The sequence below is a fragment of the Desulfocapsa sulfexigens DSM 10523 genome (genome assembly GCF_000341395.1).
Lineage (GTDB): Bacteria > Desulfobacterota > Desulfobulbia > Desulfobulbales > Desulfocapsaceae > Desulfocapsa > Desulfocapsa sulfexigens.
This window is the reverse complement of sequence record NC_020304.1, coordinates 3,421,947-3,437,773: the sequence shown is the minus strand read 5'-3', so window position 1 is coordinate 3,437,773 and position 15,827 is coordinate 3,421,947. Positions and strand designations below refer to the sequence as shown.

General features: G+C 44.7%; 17 protein-coding genes. All 17 read right to left on the bottom strand.

What is annotated here, in order from left to right:
* Window positions 1-14: 14 nt before the first annotated feature.
* The 17 genes from UWK_RS15360 to UWK_RS15280 all read right to left on the bottom strand — a co-directional run bounded on the left by UWK_RS15360 (window position 15) and on the right by UWK_RS15280 (window position 15,826).
* Window positions 15-746, bottom strand: coding sequence for a FliA/WhiG family RNA polymerase sigma factor (locus UWK_RS15360; RefSeq protein ID WP_015405308.1), 732 nt, complete (start codon window positions 744-746; stop codon window positions 15-17).
* A gap of 3 nt (window positions 747-749) precedes the next feature.
* Window positions 750-1,658 carry a MinD/ParA family protein gene (locus tag UWK_RS15355; RefSeq protein ID WP_015405307.1) on the bottom strand — a complete coding sequence of 303 codons (909 nt, stop codon included), beginning with the start codon at window positions 1,656-1,658 and terminating at the stop codon, window positions 750-752.
* Window positions 1,651-2,964 carry a flagellar biosynthesis protein FlhF gene (gene flhF, locus UWK_RS18750; RefSeq protein WP_015405306.1) on the bottom strand — a complete coding sequence of 438 codons (1,314 nt, stop codon included), beginning with the start codon at window positions 2,962-2,964 and terminating at the stop codon, window positions 1,651-1,653. Before flhF ends, UWK_RS15355 begins: the two co-directional genes overlap by 8 nt.
* Window positions 2,954-5,053 (bottom strand): flagellar biosynthesis protein FlhA, encoded by a 2,100-nt coding sequence (gene flhA, locus UWK_RS15345; RefSeq protein WP_015405305.1) that lies wholly within the window; start codon window positions 5,051-5,053, stop codon window positions 2,954-2,956. Before flhA ends, flhF begins: the two co-directional genes overlap by 11 nt.
* Before the next feature lie 9 nt (window positions 5,054-5,062).
* Window positions 5,063-6,124, bottom strand: coding sequence for a flagellar biosynthesis protein FlhB (gene flhB / locus UWK_RS15340; protein ID WP_015405304.1), 1,062 nt, complete (start codon window positions 6,122-6,124; stop codon window positions 5,063-5,065).
* Between the two features lie 136 nt (window positions 6,125-6,260).
* Entirely contained in the window at window positions 6,261-7,040 is a 780-nt protein-coding gene (gene fliR, locus UWK_RS15335) for a flagellar biosynthetic protein FliR (protein ID WP_015405303.1), read from the bottom strand.
* Window positions 7,041-7,045: 5 nt separating this feature from the next.
* Window positions 7,046-7,309 (bottom strand): flagellar biosynthesis protein FliQ, encoded by a 264-nt coding sequence (gene fliQ / locus UWK_RS15330; protein WP_015405302.1) that lies wholly within the window; start codon window positions 7,307-7,309, stop codon window positions 7,046-7,048.
* A 1-nt stretch (window position 7,310) separates the two neighbouring features.
* Window positions 7,311-8,090, bottom strand: a complete 780-nt coding sequence (gene fliP / locus UWK_RS15325; RefSeq protein WP_015405301.1) for a flagellar type III secretion system pore protein FliP — start codon at window positions 8,088-8,090, stop codon at window positions 7,311-7,313.
* The gene (gene fliO / locus UWK_RS15320) at window positions 8,071-8,406 is read right to left on the bottom strand and encodes a flagellar biosynthetic protein FliO (RefSeq protein WP_015405300.1); all 336 of its coding nucleotides are present in this window, start codon (window positions 8,404-8,406) and stop codon (window positions 8,071-8,073) included. The genes fliP and fliO overlap by 20 nt, the downstream gene beginning before the upstream one ends.
* A gap of 10 nt (window positions 8,407-8,416) precedes the next feature.
* On the bottom strand, window positions 8,417-8,821 hold the full coding sequence (gene fliN, locus UWK_RS15315) for a flagellar motor switch protein FliN (protein ID WP_015405299.1): 405 nt from the start codon (window positions 8,819-8,821) through the stop codon (window positions 8,417-8,419).
* Between the two features lies 1 nt (window position 8,822).
* Entirely contained in the window at window positions 8,823-9,815 is a 993-nt protein-coding gene (locus UWK_RS15310) for a flagellar motor switch protein FliM (RefSeq protein WP_015405298.1), read from the bottom strand.
* 15 nt (window positions 9,816-9,830) lie between these two features.
* Entirely contained in the window at window positions 9,831-10,346 is a 516-nt protein-coding gene (locus tag UWK_RS15305) for a flagellar basal body-associated FliL family protein (protein WP_015405297.1), read from the bottom strand.
* An 18-nt stretch (window positions 10,347-10,364) separates the two neighbouring features.
* The gene (locus UWK_RS15300) at window positions 10,365-11,156 is read right to left on the bottom strand and encodes an OmpA/MotB family protein (RefSeq protein WP_015405296.1); all 792 of its coding nucleotides are present in this window, start codon (window positions 11,154-11,156) and stop codon (window positions 10,365-10,367) included.
* A 15-nt stretch (window positions 11,157-11,171) separates the two neighbouring features.
* Complete coding sequence (locus tag UWK_RS15295) at window positions 11,172-11,936, bottom strand: motility protein A (RefSeq protein WP_015405295.1); 765 nt, start codon at window positions 11,934-11,936, stop codon at window positions 11,172-11,174.
* Window positions 11,937-12,206: 270 nt separating this feature from the next.
* The gene (locus UWK_RS15290) at window positions 12,207-13,454 is read right to left on the bottom strand and encodes a flagellar hook protein FlgE (RefSeq protein ID WP_015405294.1); all 1,248 of its coding nucleotides are present in this window, start codon (window positions 13,452-13,454) and stop codon (window positions 12,207-12,209) included.
* Between the two features lie 41 nt (window positions 13,455-13,495).
* Complete coding sequence (locus UWK_RS15285; RefSeq protein WP_015405293.1) at window positions 13,496-14,371, bottom strand: flagellar hook assembly protein FlgD; 876 nt, start codon at window positions 14,369-14,371, stop codon at window positions 13,496-13,498.
* Between the two features lie 36 nt (window positions 14,372-14,407).
* Window positions 14,408-15,826, bottom strand: coding sequence for a flagellar hook-length control protein FliK (locus UWK_RS15280; protein WP_015405292.1), 1,419 nt, complete (start codon window positions 15,824-15,826; stop codon window positions 14,408-14,410).
* Window position 15,827: the final 1 nt, after the last annotated feature.

The window sequence follows — 15,827 nt, the reverse complement described above, 5'->3', positions numbered from 1 at the left end:
ATTGGTATTAAAACCTAATGAATGGCATTCTGGGCCTTAGTCTTCAATTTGATGAGGGCCTGGCTGTGCAGCTGAGAGACACGCCCCTCGGAGACTTCCAGGACTTCAGCAATCTCTTTTTGAGTGAGTTCCTCGTAGTAGTAGAGTGAAACAACCAGACGCTCTTTTTCCGAAAGTTGTTCAAGTATTTCGGCAATGATATGTGTTAATTCATGCTGTTCAAGGATACTGACGGGGGAGGAGCCTTTACGGGTATCGATCAGGGCATCCTGGAATGATCTTCCTGTATCGGAATGATCCAGAGTTTCATTGAGACTGACACAACCGAGATGACTGACCTGGCCGAGCAGGTTCTGATATTCTTCAAGGCTTATTTCAAGTTTATTTGCCATTTCATGCTCCTCGGGGGAGCGGCCGAGTTCTCTTTCAAGTTCTATCATGCATCTGTTGATACTGGATTGTTTTTCTCGAAGAGAGCGTGAGAACCAGTCAAGTTTTCGCATTTCATCAAGGATTGCCCCACGAATGCGATATTCGGCGAATGTTTTGAAAAGTATATTCTTTTCCGGCTGAAATTTATTTGCAGCATCGATAAGTCCCATCATTCCCGCACTCTTAATGTCATCACGATTCATAAAAGAAGGGACCTGGGTAACCATTCGTCCTGCGATGATGTCAACAAGGGTAAGGTGATCAGTTATCAGGGTTGTCCTGTCTTCAGGAAGCTTATGAGGAGTGTAAACCATGTGTTACCCCCTGCCACTAATATCCAGCAATCTTTTCCAGAAGAACTGAACACCGCCCTTGGGAGTGGATATCGGTTGTTCTGAACAGATGGTTCGGGCAAGATTGACAAATGCAGTGGATATTTTAGAGGATGGATAAAGATCGACGATGACGCGTTGTTTGCGGATAGCGTCTGTCATTTGACGGTCGGAGGGAATGGAACCAAGAAAATCAATAGATATGTCTAGATAGCGATTAGATACCATCGTGAGTTTCCGGTATACATCAAGTGCTTCATTTTCGTGCTGAATCTGATTGACCACAAGATTGAAGCGCTTTTCGTGGTACTGCGTTGAAAGAAGCTTCATTAGCGCATAGGCGTCGGTTATGGCTGTAGGGTCAGGTGTGGTAACGACCAGTATCTCCTGAGCGGCAGTATTGAAATAGGTGACATTTTCAGAAATACCAGCTTCTGTGTCTATGAGAACGAAATCAAACTCGTTGTGCATTTGATCCAGACCGTCGAGCAGCTTAAGCTTTTGACTGGAATCAAGTCTGGTGAAATTTTGAACACCAGATCCTGCAGGGAGAATTTTTATTCCATGAGGTCCGTCCACCATTATCGAGCTGAGACTATGATCGCCTGAGAAAAAATGATTGAGGTTGTATTTTGGGGCCAGCCCAAAGACTACGTCTATATTGGCGAGGCCAAGATCCGCATCGAGTATGAGAACCTTTTTGCCAAGCTTTGCCATTGCCGTTGCAGTATTTGCGACAACGGCGGTTTTACCGACACCGCCTTTACCGCTGGTAATTGCATATACTCTGGTAGCTGTGCCGGTTTGTTCAGATGTCATGGCCGAATCGCTGAGACGTTCCATTCCTCTTAGAGTATCGGCTTGATCCTGCACAGCAGAACGTGAATTATTCATAGGGTAATCCTTTGCCGGGGGACATAATCAGCTGAGTCAAAACTTCTCTGTCTGCTTCTATTATATCTTCCGGGACTCTTTGGCCATTGGTGATGTAGGAGTAGGGGATCTGTTCCCGGATTTGAATGTCAAGCAGGAGGCCAAGGCTTGTGCATTCATCAATTTTGGTGATAATTGCATGGTCAATTCCGAGAACCGAGAAACGCTGAAAAGTATTAAAAAGTTCATTTTCACGAGTGGTGGCGGAAAGAACAAGGTGCTTCTCAATGGAAAAATCCGGACGGAAAAAGGAAACAAGCTCGTCGATACAGAAACTGTCCTGCGGACTTCTTCCCGCTGTATCAATGAGGACAAGATCTTTGTCCCGAAATTTAAGCAGTGCATTTTCCAGTTGTTCCGGGTTAAGGACAACTTCAACAGGGATATTCATTATATCGCCATACACTTTTAGCTGCTCAACGGCGGCAATTCTGTATGTGTCTACGGTTATAAATCCGATACTCCCAGAGTGATTGCTAAGGAAACTTGCGGCAATTTTGGCAAGTGTAGTTGTTTTACCAACACCGGTAGGGCCCACCAAAGCAATCCGATGCTGTCGTCTGTTTTCCTGGAATATGTCTGGACGAACCCGGAGGAGATCGTTGATCGTTGTCGCGACGAATTGCTGCTGTTTGAAAGGATCTGAAATTTCATCCAGTGTCAGTGACTCCTTGGCAAAACTTGATATGGTTTGAGCAGTCTCTTCACTGATACCATAATCGAGAAGGCGCTGGTGCAGGGAGTGGAGTGGTACGTCCTCAGTTCCAGAATTTTTGAAGTCATTACCTGTTGTTGATCCACCCTGGTGACGGTTTATTCTGAGCATTTCCTGGCCGAGATTCTTGATCATGGCCTTCAGTTCATTGACTTCTTCCTGCAAAGGCGATTGCTCTTCTGGAATAAATTCTTTCTTTTTTACAGGAGATACTGACTCCCTTGATAGAGAAGATCCGTTCAGACGTGAAGAAGAGTTATAGGTAAGACCGTCCTCTGTCATATGCTCTCGGTGAGAAGAAAGGAGCATCTCGCGCTCAGAGTCAAGAGTATCCCTGTGAGACTCGTCTTCAACTGGTAAGGATTTCCCACCTTTGTGGGGCCATGAACTGTCAATGGCGGCAGTGATTTCAAAATGACTTTTCCCTAGAAGCCCAAGTTTTCCTGAACGAATAGTCTTAGTGGACAGGATAAGGGCATCAGGACCAAGTTCTGCCTTAACCATTCGCAGGCCAGTTGCCATGTCTTTAGATTCGAATACTTTAACTTGCATCCAGGGTCACGCTGCCAATTGATCTGATTTTAATATTTGGAAGTATCTCATTGTGTGAGATGACAACCAGCTGCGGAAAATATCGTTCGGTAAGTTTTCGTACATGGGGACGTATCTGTGGGGCAGCAAGAAGGGTTGGTCGTTGACCACCTTCAAAAAGTGGAATGGCCTGGCCAATGGAATCCAGGATCAGCTGCGCTTTTGCAGGATCAATGGCAAGGTAACTGCCGGTTTCCTTGTGCTGCACCGATTGTGCAATTTCGTCTTCGACTCGTTTACTGAGAGAAATAAGAGGAATTACATTATTTATTGCGATATCCTGACTGATGCTTCTTGCAAGGGCATGGCGTACATATTCGGTGAGAATGTCTGTGTCTTTAGTGACGGGAGCCCAGTCTGCCATGGATTCAAGAATGGTCCGCAGGTCACGAATGGAAACACCTTCAGAGAGAAGATTCTGGAGGATTCTCATTATGGTTCCAAGGGAAAGGACAGATGGAATCAGCTCTTCAATTAATTTCGGATAGGTTTTGCCAAGGTTGTCGATGAGGTTCTGAACCTCCTGCCTGCCTATCAGCTCATGGGCATGTTGTTTGATGATTTCGGAAATATGGGTGGCCATGACAGTTGTACAGTCAACAACTGTATAACCTGCAATCTGGGCCCTTTCTTTTTTGTCTTCTGTTATCCAGATGGCAGGGAGTCCAAAAGCAGGTTCTTGAGTGGGGACACCCTTGATTTTTTCCGTTACCATGCCTGGATCCATGGCCATGAAGTGGCCAGGGAGCATTTCGGACTGAGCAACTTCAACGCCTTTTAGCGAAAGGGTATATTGGTTGGGAGAAAGTTGCAGGTTGTCTTTAATGTGGACTGGCGGAACAATAAAACCATTGTTCATGGCAAACTGGCGACGGATGGATTGGATGCGGGTAAGGAGTTCTCCATCCTGTGAGGCGTCCACAAATGGAATAAGACCGTAGCCAACTTCAAGTTGAAGCAGGTCAACATTAAGAAGCTCTTCATAGTTTTCTTCTTTTTTAACAGAAGGTTCCTGAATGGTTTCATCTGTCAACTGTGTCTCTTCAATTCGCTTGACCTTGTCAAGTTGATACGCAGTGTACCCAAGTGCCAGGGAAAGAAGGAGAAAAGGTATAAAGGGAAGCCCAGGAGTAATCGCCAAAATCATAAGGAGAACTGAGACAACCCAGAAAGCAACAGCGTATCTGCTGAATTGAACTTTTAAGTCTGAACCGAAATCGGTGTCTCCGGATGAGCGTGTAACTAGAAGACCAGCGGCAGTTGAAATGATAAGTGCAGGAATTTGCCCTACGAGTCCATCACCAACGGTGAGGATGGTATAATTGGCAGCAGCCTCAGCCATGGGCATCCCTTTTTGCAGAACACCAATGATAAAGCCAGCACCAATATTAATAAGGGTTATGATGATACCGGCAATGGCATCCCCTTTAACAAACTTGGAAGCACCATCCATGGAGCCATGGAAACTGGCTTCATTGCTGATTTCTTCCCTGCGCTGACGTGCTTCGTTTTCATCAATAAGGCCTGCATTAAGGTCTGCATCAATGGCCATCTGTTTACCTGGCATGGCATCCAGGGTGAAACGGGCGGCAACTTCAGCTACTCGTCCAGCACCCTTGGTGATAACCATAAAGTTGATAAGTACCAGTATGATAAAGATAACCAGGCCGACAACGTAATTGCCTCCAACTACAAATTGCCCGAAGGATTGAATAACAGATCCTGCGGCAGACGGTCCTTCGTGACCCTGTAAAAGAATTAAACGGGTGGAGGCGACATTAAGAGAGAGCCTGAAGAGAGTGGTTGCAAGGAGAACTGCAGGAAAGATTGAAAAATCAATAGCCTTAACCGTGAAAAGACTGATAATCAGAATAAGCAGGGCAACGGTTATGTTCATTGAGAGAAACAGATCGAGCAGCAGTGAAGGTAGAGGGATGATCATAATCATCAGGATACCAACCAGCCCAAAAGCGGCCATGATATCTGCACGCTGAAGAAGAGCCCTCACGTTCAATCTGTTTAATATGCTTCCCTGACCTGTTAGTTCCATTTCATTACACTATTTTTTTAATGAGTACACATGTGCGAGGATTTCAGCTACGGCCTTGAAAAGCTCTTCAGGAATAGCAGCCCCTAGGTCAATATTATGCAATAATCGAGCCACAGGTGGGTTTTCTATCAGAGGGACATTGTTTTCTCGAGCTATCTCTCGGATCCGCATGGCGACATGGTCGGCCCCCTTGGCAATTACAACAGGGGAATCCATGGAAAGGGAGTCATATTTTATGGCAACGGCAAAGTGAGTAGGGTTGGTGACAACGACGTCGGCATCGGGAACTTCAGCCATCATTCGTTTCCGAGCCATCTCCTGTTGGATCCGCCTGATTTGACTCTTGATATAGGGGTCACCTTCCATCTCTTTGTATTCTTCTTTTACTTCCTGTTTGGTCATTTTCATTTTTTCTTCCATCTCGTAACGTGTGTAAAGAAAGTCAATGGCTGCAATAAGTATCAGAATAGCACACACCTTCGCCAGGATAAGGGTTGCAGTCCGTCCAAGATAGAGGATAGCTTCGGTGACACTGGTATCAACAAGGATTAATGCCTCTTCAAAGTTGTTTAGGACAGTTGAGTAGGCTACCCAGGCGATCAATATAATTTTAAGGATGGATTTGACCAGATCGACAAGGCTTTTCATGGAGAACATCCGTCCAAAACCTTTTATAGGATCGAGTTTGCTAAAGTCTGGTGCCAGCGGTTGGGTGGTAAAGAGCCATCCTATTTGAAATAAACTGGAGAAAACACCAATGATCATGACAAGAACAAAGAGAGGTGCGAGAAGGACTGCCATATTCTTAACAAGGAAGATTGCCAGGCTGGTAATGCCGCTGGATGATCCGTCAAAAACCGATAAATTCCTCCAGAGCGTTGCGAGGAGCTCTGACATGCTGCTCCAGAAGCTGGGCATATAGAAAATCCAGAAAAGGAGGACTAATGTGAAAAGAGCGGCTGTCTGCACCTCTTTACTTTGAGCTACCTGACCTTTTTTTCTAAAATCAGTTCTACGTTTACTCGACGGAGCTTCTGTTTTTTCTCCACCACTGGAGGATTCTTCGGCCATAGTAATCAGTAAGTTGAATTAAGGGGCTATGAGAGGTGATTTCGTTGCAAGTAGTTTGCCATGGCTGCTGCTTGGGAGAAGAGGGATAGTTTTCTAGACCCCATTTCTCACGAGTGAAGGTGGGTGCATATGAGGGCTAGTTTAGCAGTTGCAGGACAGTGAAGAATCGCTCCCCAAGATTGTCAAATTCTCGTCTTAACAGGATGGTTACCAATGGCAGTGTCAAACCAATGACTGTAAATGAGATGCCTATGTTCAGAGGAAATGAGAGGAGAAATACGTTGAGTTGAGGGAATACCCGGGCAAGAATACCGAGAATTAAACCGGAGAGAAGGAGTACGGTCAGTACGGGTGCACTGAACTGAATGCCCAACAGGAAAATTCTGGATGACAAGGTGATCAGGTACGGGATGGCTTCACCTGAAATATTAAAGACGCCAGGAGGGAGTATTCTGTACGACTCAGCGGCCACCTGTAGAAACACATGGTGTCCGTCAATGGCGAGGAATATAAGAATGGCAAAAACATTCTGAAATTGTGAAATAAGGGCTAGTTGCCGTTCGGCTGAGGGATCAAATATATTGGCTGCTGCAAAACCCATTTGATATCCAATTACCGTTCCACCATATTCGACCGCTGTGAAAATCATTAGTGCAACCAGCCCTATCATGGAGCCAAGTAATACTTCTGATACCATGAGCAGAAGGAATGTTCCTGGTTGAAAAGAAAGGGGAGGAATGGAAGGTTCCATTACGGGAAAGAGCACAAGAGCAATCATAAAAACCAGGGCTGCCTTTAGCTGTGCAGGCGTTTGAGTAGCGAGAAGAATAGGAATAGCTCCGACAAAGCCAGCAACCCGGGAAAGACAGACAAGAAATATCTGGAATTCTTGTATAGGGATCAGCTGAAAATCCACCGGATTTAAAAGGTCGCTATGGTTGTGAAAATTGCTGTTGCAAAGGATGTCATCGTGTGAATCATCCAGGGGGTCATGAGAAGGAGCGTAATAAAAACAGCGATAATTTTTGGGATAAAGGTCAGAGTTTGTTCGTTTATTTGTGTTGTTGCCTGAAAAATTGATACGATGAGTCCTATAATCATTCCGGCTAGGAGCATCGGACCGGAAATCATAAGAGCAGTCTGGATCGCTTTTCTGCAGATATCTACAACAAATTCGTCTGTCATATCAGCCCTGAAAACTTTTAAGGAGTGAACCGACAATCAAGGCCCAGCCATCTACTAAGACAAAGAGAAGAAGTTTGAAGGGCATGGAGATAATTACCGGAGGAAGCATCATCATACCCATGGACATGAGAATGGATGCCACGATCATATCTATTACCAGAAAAGGGACATAGATCATAAACCCCATTTGAAATGAACGCTTAAGCTCCGAGAGCATAAAAGCGGGAATAAGAGTCATCGTGGGGATATCATTTTTGTCAAATGGTTCGTTATTCATGGTGATGTCAGACAGCATACTGAGATCCGATTCCTTAACCTGGGAAAACATGAAATCACGCATGGGTTCTACAGCTTTGCTCAGTGCATCATTTTGGTTGATTTCCTCATTGAGATAGGGTTGCAGAGCCTCTTCGTTTATCTTGTTTAAGGTGGGGGCCATAATGAAAAAACTTAAGAAAAGGGCAAGTCCAATAATGATCTGGGTTGGAGGCATGTTTTGGGTTCCCATTGCCTGACGGACAAAGCCGAGAACGATGACAATACGGGTAAAACAGGTGGTCATGAGAAGAATCGCCGGGGCAATTGAGAGAATGGTAAGAAGAAACAGAACCTGCAGTCCCGTGGAAACCTGTTCAGGGTTAGTAGCATTTTCCACTCCAAAACTGATGGTTGGCATACTCACGGCATGGCTAAAAGCAGGAAAAAGAACGAGAACTGAAAGAAAAGCAGCTAGGGCGAGAGCCAGGCTGCTGAAAATTCTGTTATGAAGAGAGGTTTTCATGCTGTTCAGTTACAGAGGCAAGAGTTGAGTCGAAGGAATGTTCATCATTCTTTAAGGCCGAAAGAAGTGTTATGTTGTCATTGCCAAGGCCGAGGAGAAATTCCTGGCCCCTCACCTCAACGAGGCAGATCGACTTTTTGGGCATAATATGGCGGATTTCTATGATCCTGATTTTAGAGTGACTGTTTGAGTGGACAAAGGAAAGTCGTTTTCTCATCAGACCATAAATGATTAGAAGTATACCGAGTACAACAAGCAAACCCCACATCATCCTGAATCCGGCAGAGAGCATTGATGGAGCGCTGCTTTCTATCATTGTCAGATTCCTAGCCCAGTTGCTCTATGCGATCAACGGCGCTTACGACATCCGTAAGTCGAATACCAAATTTGTCTCCCACCATTACAGCCTCACCTTTTGCAATGAGACGGGAGTTTACATAAAGATCCAGCGGGTCTCCTGCAAGCTTGTCAAGTTCGATGATGTACCCCTCACCCATTTTAAGGAGATCTTTGAGCAGTATCTTGCTTCTTCCGACTTCAACTGAAATCTGTAATGGTACATCATAAAGAAACTCAAGCCCACGCTCCTCTTTCCCGGAAACGGTTGAGGATGTCTTGTGTGAGTCGCTGCTGCTCGAAGAAGGGAAGCTTTCCATCCCTTCCTCATCAAGTAATTCTTTGATTTCTTCAGGCTGTGGCTTTGAACTTTCCTGAAAATTTTCTTCTGCCATGTTATTCTCCTTGATCGTAAACGCCTGTCAGACGAATAGCTTTCTTGCCGCTAATCGTTCCGGGGGTGGCGAAAAATTTAAGATTATCTTCAACGAGTACTTTGAGCGGGGAATTTGGGTCGTAATCAATGTCGAGAATGTCACCTTTTTTAAGTGTCATAACCCTGCGGACAGGCATGGATATGGTTCCCGATTGGGCGACAATGCTTGTGGACATTTTTTCGATCTCAGCGAGCAGTGAATCATGCCATCCGGACTGATGAACAGTCTTGACTGTCAGCAGGTCACGTAACTGGTCGCGAACGGGGTCAAGTGTTGCCACTGGAAAGACGATGTCAAAGGTTCCTGACAGGCTTCCGACCTTTATTTGAAAACTTCCGGAAAGCACATCTGCATCAGCATCGACAATTGAAACAAGTCTCGAGTTTGATTCAACTTTGACAATGGAAGAATCAAGCTTGATGATCTGGGCGAAGGATTTATCTATATCAGAACATGCCTGGCTGATAGTTGATTTGAGAATGTTGAGTTCAATGGTTGTCGGTTTTCGATTTGGCTGTAAGGGCTCCATTTCAGAGGAGGCTCCAAGCATGATCTCGATAAGAGAGAAACAAAGTTTGGTGTCGAGGAGCATCAATGCTCCATTTTTTAAGGGATCCATGCTGAGAACGCCGATTGCACCTGCATCTTTTTGAGAGAGGAGATACTCCTGAAATTCAAAGGTGTCAATGCCTGTTCGAGTGATCGTTACATTTCTCTGGAGATGATTGGTCAAGCTTATGCCAAAATTATATGCAAAGTTGTCAAGGATAATATCAAGATTCGGAATACGCTGCTTATTATCCGATGTACTTGACATCTGAAACAGGTTTAGAGGTGAAACATTTGCCATATCAAAAGAGCTGTCGTCACCCCTCAGGTCCGTGGAGACCTTTCCGCTCTTGATAGCAAGCAGTAATTCGGCAATCTGTTCTTTATTTAGAATAGGTTCCACTGTAATTCCTTCAGCTTATTGGACCACAAAATCAGTGAAATAAATGGCCTTAACTTTACCGGTTTGTAGAAATGAATTGATTTTACTGATGATTTCGGCTTTCAGTTGTTTTTTTCCCTGGAGATCCTGCAATTCTTCAAAAGTTTTATTTCCAACCAGCAAAAGTATGGCATCTCGGATCTGAGGCATGCGCTTGTTCGCTTCTTCAAGTGCCTCTTCCCGGTTGAGTTCAATGGTGAGAGAGGCCTTGACATAATGCCTGTCTTCTTCACTTATAATGTTGACAATAAACTCTTTGATTTCAACCATGGGCCCAATCGCATTGCTTTGGGTTATATCGGGTACAGGAACACTGAGCCCAGGGTCAAGTTCTTCTTCAGCAACGGGAGCAGGTTTTAAAAAGAAAAATGCGGCACCTCCAATGATTGCAAGGAGAACAACTGCAGCGGCAATGATAATTATCAGTTTTTTCTTTTTACCGCCGTCACTGGATTCTCCTTCGTCTTTTTTCTTTTTATCTTTGTCAGCCATAATATATGTCCTTGTGTGTTAAAGTGGGAATTCTCCTGGAGAAGGGTTTTGCGTTTCAAAACCCGATTTGGAGTTGGTGCTGAGAACAAAATCGACTCTTCTGTTTTTTGCCTTGTTCTCTTCAGTCGTATTTGGAACCAGAGGGCGATCCGGTCCGTAGCCAATAGCTGCCATACGGTCAAGTGGCATGAGATCACTTTTTTTAAAAAAACGCATAACGGAAACCGCTCTTTCAACGGAGAGGTTCCAGTTACTGATTTTGCGATCAGAAATGGGGGTATTGTCGGTATGCCCCTCTATGCGCAACCCCATGGGTAGCGGCCTGATAATGTCAGCAAGGCTTCGCAGGGTCGGATACGCGGTAGGGGAAACCGTTGCCGTGCCTTTTTTGAAGAGAATGGAATCACTAATACGGAGGATGATAGTGTCATTGCCACGTTTTATAAGTTCAATATCGTCGGGAATTTTGTCAGATTTGAGTTGAGATTGTATCTGTTTATAAATTTTTGAAGCCATTTCGTTCTGAATAGGTGAAAACTTTGAAATGGGGGGGGATGGAATAACAGGTATGGAAAATTTACTCGGTGCAGGTAATGAATGAGCACCGAAGGCACTTCTGATAGAAGCGGAGGCTTCAGCAAATTTAACTTCTTCCATATTGGCCATGGAAAGAAGAAGTACAAAAAAAGTGAGCAGCAGGGTAACCAGATCTGCAAAGGTTGTCATCCAGGCAGGTGAACCGGCAACGCATTTTGGGCATTTAGGACACTTTACTTCTTCTGTATTTTCATTTTGGTCATTGTCAGCCATGGCTGTGGTACCCTTTTACTTGAAGGTTGATTCTCTAAGTTTAGGGGCAATAAAGGCATGTAGTTTTTGTTCCATAATTCGTGGATTTTCACCAGATAAAATAGATTGCATCCCTTCAATAACGAGGTTTTTTATAAGTGTTTCCGATGCTGACCTGTTGGCGAGCTTTCCAGCAATTGGAGCAAAAAACACATTGGCAAGCACTGCACCGTATAATGTGGTGAGCAATGCTACAGCCATGGCGGGACCAATGGAGTCGGGGTCACTCATGTTCATGAGCATCTGGACAAGACCAATAAGCGTTCCTACCATCCCCATGGCAGGTGCATATCCTGCAAGTGAAACAAAAATAGCCTGTCCTTTTTCATGACGTTCCTGCAGGTACTCGACTTCAGTGTTGAGCATGGATCGGAGTGTTTCAGGTTCCTGACCGTCAACAGCCATCTGCATGGCCTTGACAAGAAATTCGTCTTCTACGCTATCCATCATTCCCTGAAGTGAGAGTATGCCTTCCTTTCTTGCTTTATTGGCAAATTCCATAAGTTGGATTATCAGGGCATGAGGAGATTCATCTTTATTGAAGAGCGTTTTTTTGGCGATTGCCGCAGCACCCATTATATCGCTTAGTGGGTAATGAACAAGTCCGACGCCAATGGTACCCCCTCCAACAATCAGGGCGGAGGGGATGTTAATGAAAATTCCTAAAGGTCCACCCTGAATGATGGCCATGAGCATAAGGCCTATCGCCACTACCAGGCCGACAATTGTTGCAATATCCAAAGAAAAATCCCCCGCTACAGAAAATAGTGTCTAGAAAAGTATTATTAATCTTATATTCTAGCGTTTTAAAAAACAATGCAAATTATATTCCCAACTGAGGAGGATTAGTGTTGGTCTGGTTTTGTAGCTGATTTGTCGTTGTTTTGTTCTGTTGTGATGTTGAGGGAAATTACTGTTTGGGCAGGGGTCAAAATAATGACTGTGAGGAGGAGAAAAAGAGGGCACTTTATAAAACTTTAAAGGGCCCTCTCTTGAGTGATTTTGTGAAGGTTAGCGTTTAAGGTTAATTAATTCGCCTAATAATTCATCAACAGTTGTGATGATTTTTGAGTTGGCCTGAAAACCTCTTTGAGTGGTAATCATTTTGACGAATTCCTGGCCCATATCAACATTAGACTGTTCAAGGGAGTTAGTAAAAATACTTCCTAGTTCTGGTCCTGGAATTCCGGATCTTGCCGGGCCAGATGCATCGGTCCCGACATACATGTTCGACCCCTTCATCTCAAGTCCACCTGGGTTAGAAAATTTTGCCAGCACTAGTTGAGAAATTTTTACCTGTTCACCGTTTGAGTACGAAGCAATAACAATTCCTTCCTCGTTGATACCAACATTAGTCAGATTACCTGCTCCATAGCCGTTCTGGTCCTGCGCAATAACCGTTGATTCACTGTTAAATTGAGTTGTATCAAAAGTGAGGTCTATGGGTATTGTCGCATTTGAGCCATTTTGCCAGTTGATTGCTGGAATTTGATCAGTACCACCACCGGTCAAAAGGCCGTCCGCATCAAAGGTAATTGGTGCCGTACCGGCTCCACCAAGTGGGGCACCGAGGGCATCTTCAGCACTCCAGTGCCAGCTCCATGAATTTGGAACAGCATCTTTCACGAAGTAGACTGTAACCAGATGGGAAGTACCCAGACTGTCATAGGTTGTGGTCGATGCAGAATAATTAAAGGTATCTGGGATATCAGGGTCAAATGCAGCTGCAGGGGTAACCTCACTTGCATCAAGATTAGTGGACATGGTCATGGTGTCTGTGACTTTGGCTGGGACCAGCCCGACATTGGCAACCTGGATATCCGTTGGGTCACCAGCTATGAGATTACCGTTGTCATCAAATGCTTTACCCTGAACAACAAACCCTTCAGGGTTAACCAGGTAGCCGTCTTGGTCAAAACGAAAAGCACCAGCTCGTGAGTAATAGGTTGTGTTGTCACCTGGCTCTTTGAGCATGAAAAAACCTTCACCTTCGATGGCCACATCGGTGTTTGTTGCGGTTGCTTCGAAGGTACCCTGGCTGAAAATGTTGTCAACCTTGGAGATATTGACACCACGACCTACTTGAGAAGATCCTCCGGATCCTGAAATGTTACTGGAAAGCAGATCTGAAAAAACAGACCGGGCTCCTTTGAATCCAAGAGTGTTTGTGTTGGCAAGATTGTTACCAATGACACTCATTGCCTGTGAATTGGTATTAAGGCCACTTACGCCACTGTACAGAGCACTGGTGATACCCATGGGTGACTCCCCCTTGTATGGTATGGGTTTTAAAAATAAATTTATCCAGCCAAATAATGCTGGAGTGTATCCTGGGCAATCTGTTCTTCGTCCGTGGAAGCAGACTCTTCGGTGGTTGGTGATGTTGACGTCCCTGTAACATCGGCGGTTATATCATCTACAATATCATCTACTATTTCATCTACGATGGTATCTTCATCATCGGTTGCTATCTCTTTGGTATATGATTTATCGGCTTGATAGACAGCAATAATTGCACTGCTGCTGATCTCAGCACCTGCCAAAGTGCGGATGACAGCTTCTCCTGTTTCGCTGGAGAAATCAACACCTGTAACTTCTGACTGAACCAGTGGGGAAGCCGCTATGGTAGAGCCCTCTCCGGCCGAACTGGCCTCAAGGACAAGTTTATATTTCCCATCGGGAATGATGTTGCCGTCTTTATCAAGACCATCCCATTCAAGAAAGTGATTTCCCTCCCTCATTTCAGATGGATTCAGGGTTGCTACCGTGTTGCCGTTCTCATCCCTGATATGCATTGTGACCGAAGCTGCGGTACCGTCAAGCTGGTACCCCAGGTTGACAGGCTCTCCACTAAAATCAAATCCAGAACTGGCATAGACAACTTCCTTGCCGATAAGATCCATTGTAGCGAATCGATCAGATTGTTGTTGCGTGTTTGCTAATGTATCCATCGATTTGTTGAGGTTCTGAAGTTGTTCAAGCGAACTGAATTCAGCTAGTTGTGATGTGAATTCAGTTGCATCATCAGGATTCAATGGATCCTGATTCTGTAGCTGTGCAACCAGAAGAGTGAGAAAATCTTCCTTTCCCATAATATCTTCACTGCTGGTATTTTTATACACAGGTGTGAGATTTGTGGAAGTGGGAGGTGCAAAAATTTCGGCTACATTCGTCATTGTTTTTTCCTATATATGAAGGAGGTATCGGAGGGGTTAAACTGTGAGATTTACCCCGGACGAATCTTCATCTGCCTCATCAAGATCTTTTTGAGAGTCGAGCAATATATCAAATGATTCGTTGCTGGCAGCAGGTGATCTATTGGATGTGAATTCCTGCTGTTGCGAACTGAAATGTTCCTGGAATAGTCCTTTCTGGTTACCACCATCACTTTCCAGAGATATTATAAAGGAATCTACTGTGAATCCCTGTTCCTGAAGAACTGCACGAAGGCGCGGCATCTGTTTGTCAAGAGTCTCAAGTACCTGTTGGCTTTGTGCTACAATATTTGCCCTTATTGAGTCACCCTTTACCAGAATATCAATCTTTAGTGCCCCGAGTTCTGCAGGATGAAGCTGCATCGTTAGTTTGCTGGTCTGCAATCTCGGGTTTACATTGAAACGTTGGATAAGATTGTTAACCATCTCTCTCTCAGGGACAGGATGATGTGATCCTGGCGCTAACTTACCCTCTATACTGGTCGGTGTGGTAGTGGTTGTCGAGCTGGAGCTGAGCTGCTGTCCAAAAGTCGACTCTAATGGTTTTCCCTCCGGGGTGGTATTTCCAGTTGTCTGACTGACAGTGTTCTGCACTTCAGGTTTTGTCTGCTGCTCAGATCCTTTTTGTTCGTTATTGCGTTGTTGGAAGTCATTTCCATTGTTCGTTTTTGATTCACCAAGTTTTGCATTATAAAATTGTTCATTTACGTCCTGATGGGCACCTTCGAGCTTAGTTGAATTTTGGGTGGCGTGAACTGTTTCTTTCACAGGTACAGCTATCACTCCAATCTGTCTGGCCTGGATATCACTATTCTCGTTCTCGGCAAGCAGGGCGCTTGATAAGTTCTGTAAGTTTTCAGCACTCTTTTGAGGCTCAGCTACATTGCTTCCTGTAACCGTTATTGAACCATTATTCTTCCCCTGATCCAGAATGTTCTGGATCTGCTGTAATAACAATGTTTCTGCCTTGGTTGCTGCTGCCGGATTGTTTTCAATTCCAGCTTGAATGATCGGGGAGGTTGATTCCTGTGCAGCGATCCAGGTTGCGAGAGCCTCAGTTGTAAAGGATTGCTGCACCTGTCCAGCTACAATTGATTGTGACCTGTTATTCATGATACCTTGAGCTGACAAAAAACTTTCAGAAGAAACTATTGCAGTATCACCGGAAAGGATCTCCTCTGAAAATGCCATGGCAGTGTCTTCTGGAGTGCTTGAAGTGCTGGTTTCATCAGTGGGAATATTTGAATCATCCATTGGAGAATCCGACGTATTCCTAGTACCTTTTTCGAGAGAAGAGACTGCTTCGTCCATGGCAGGTGTAAAATCACTACTGCCTTTGCTGTCAGTTATAGAAGCACTTTGCCGCGAGGCAGGGTTTGGCGTTGCAGTACTAGGGGTAAGAAGGGCTGTTTCCATT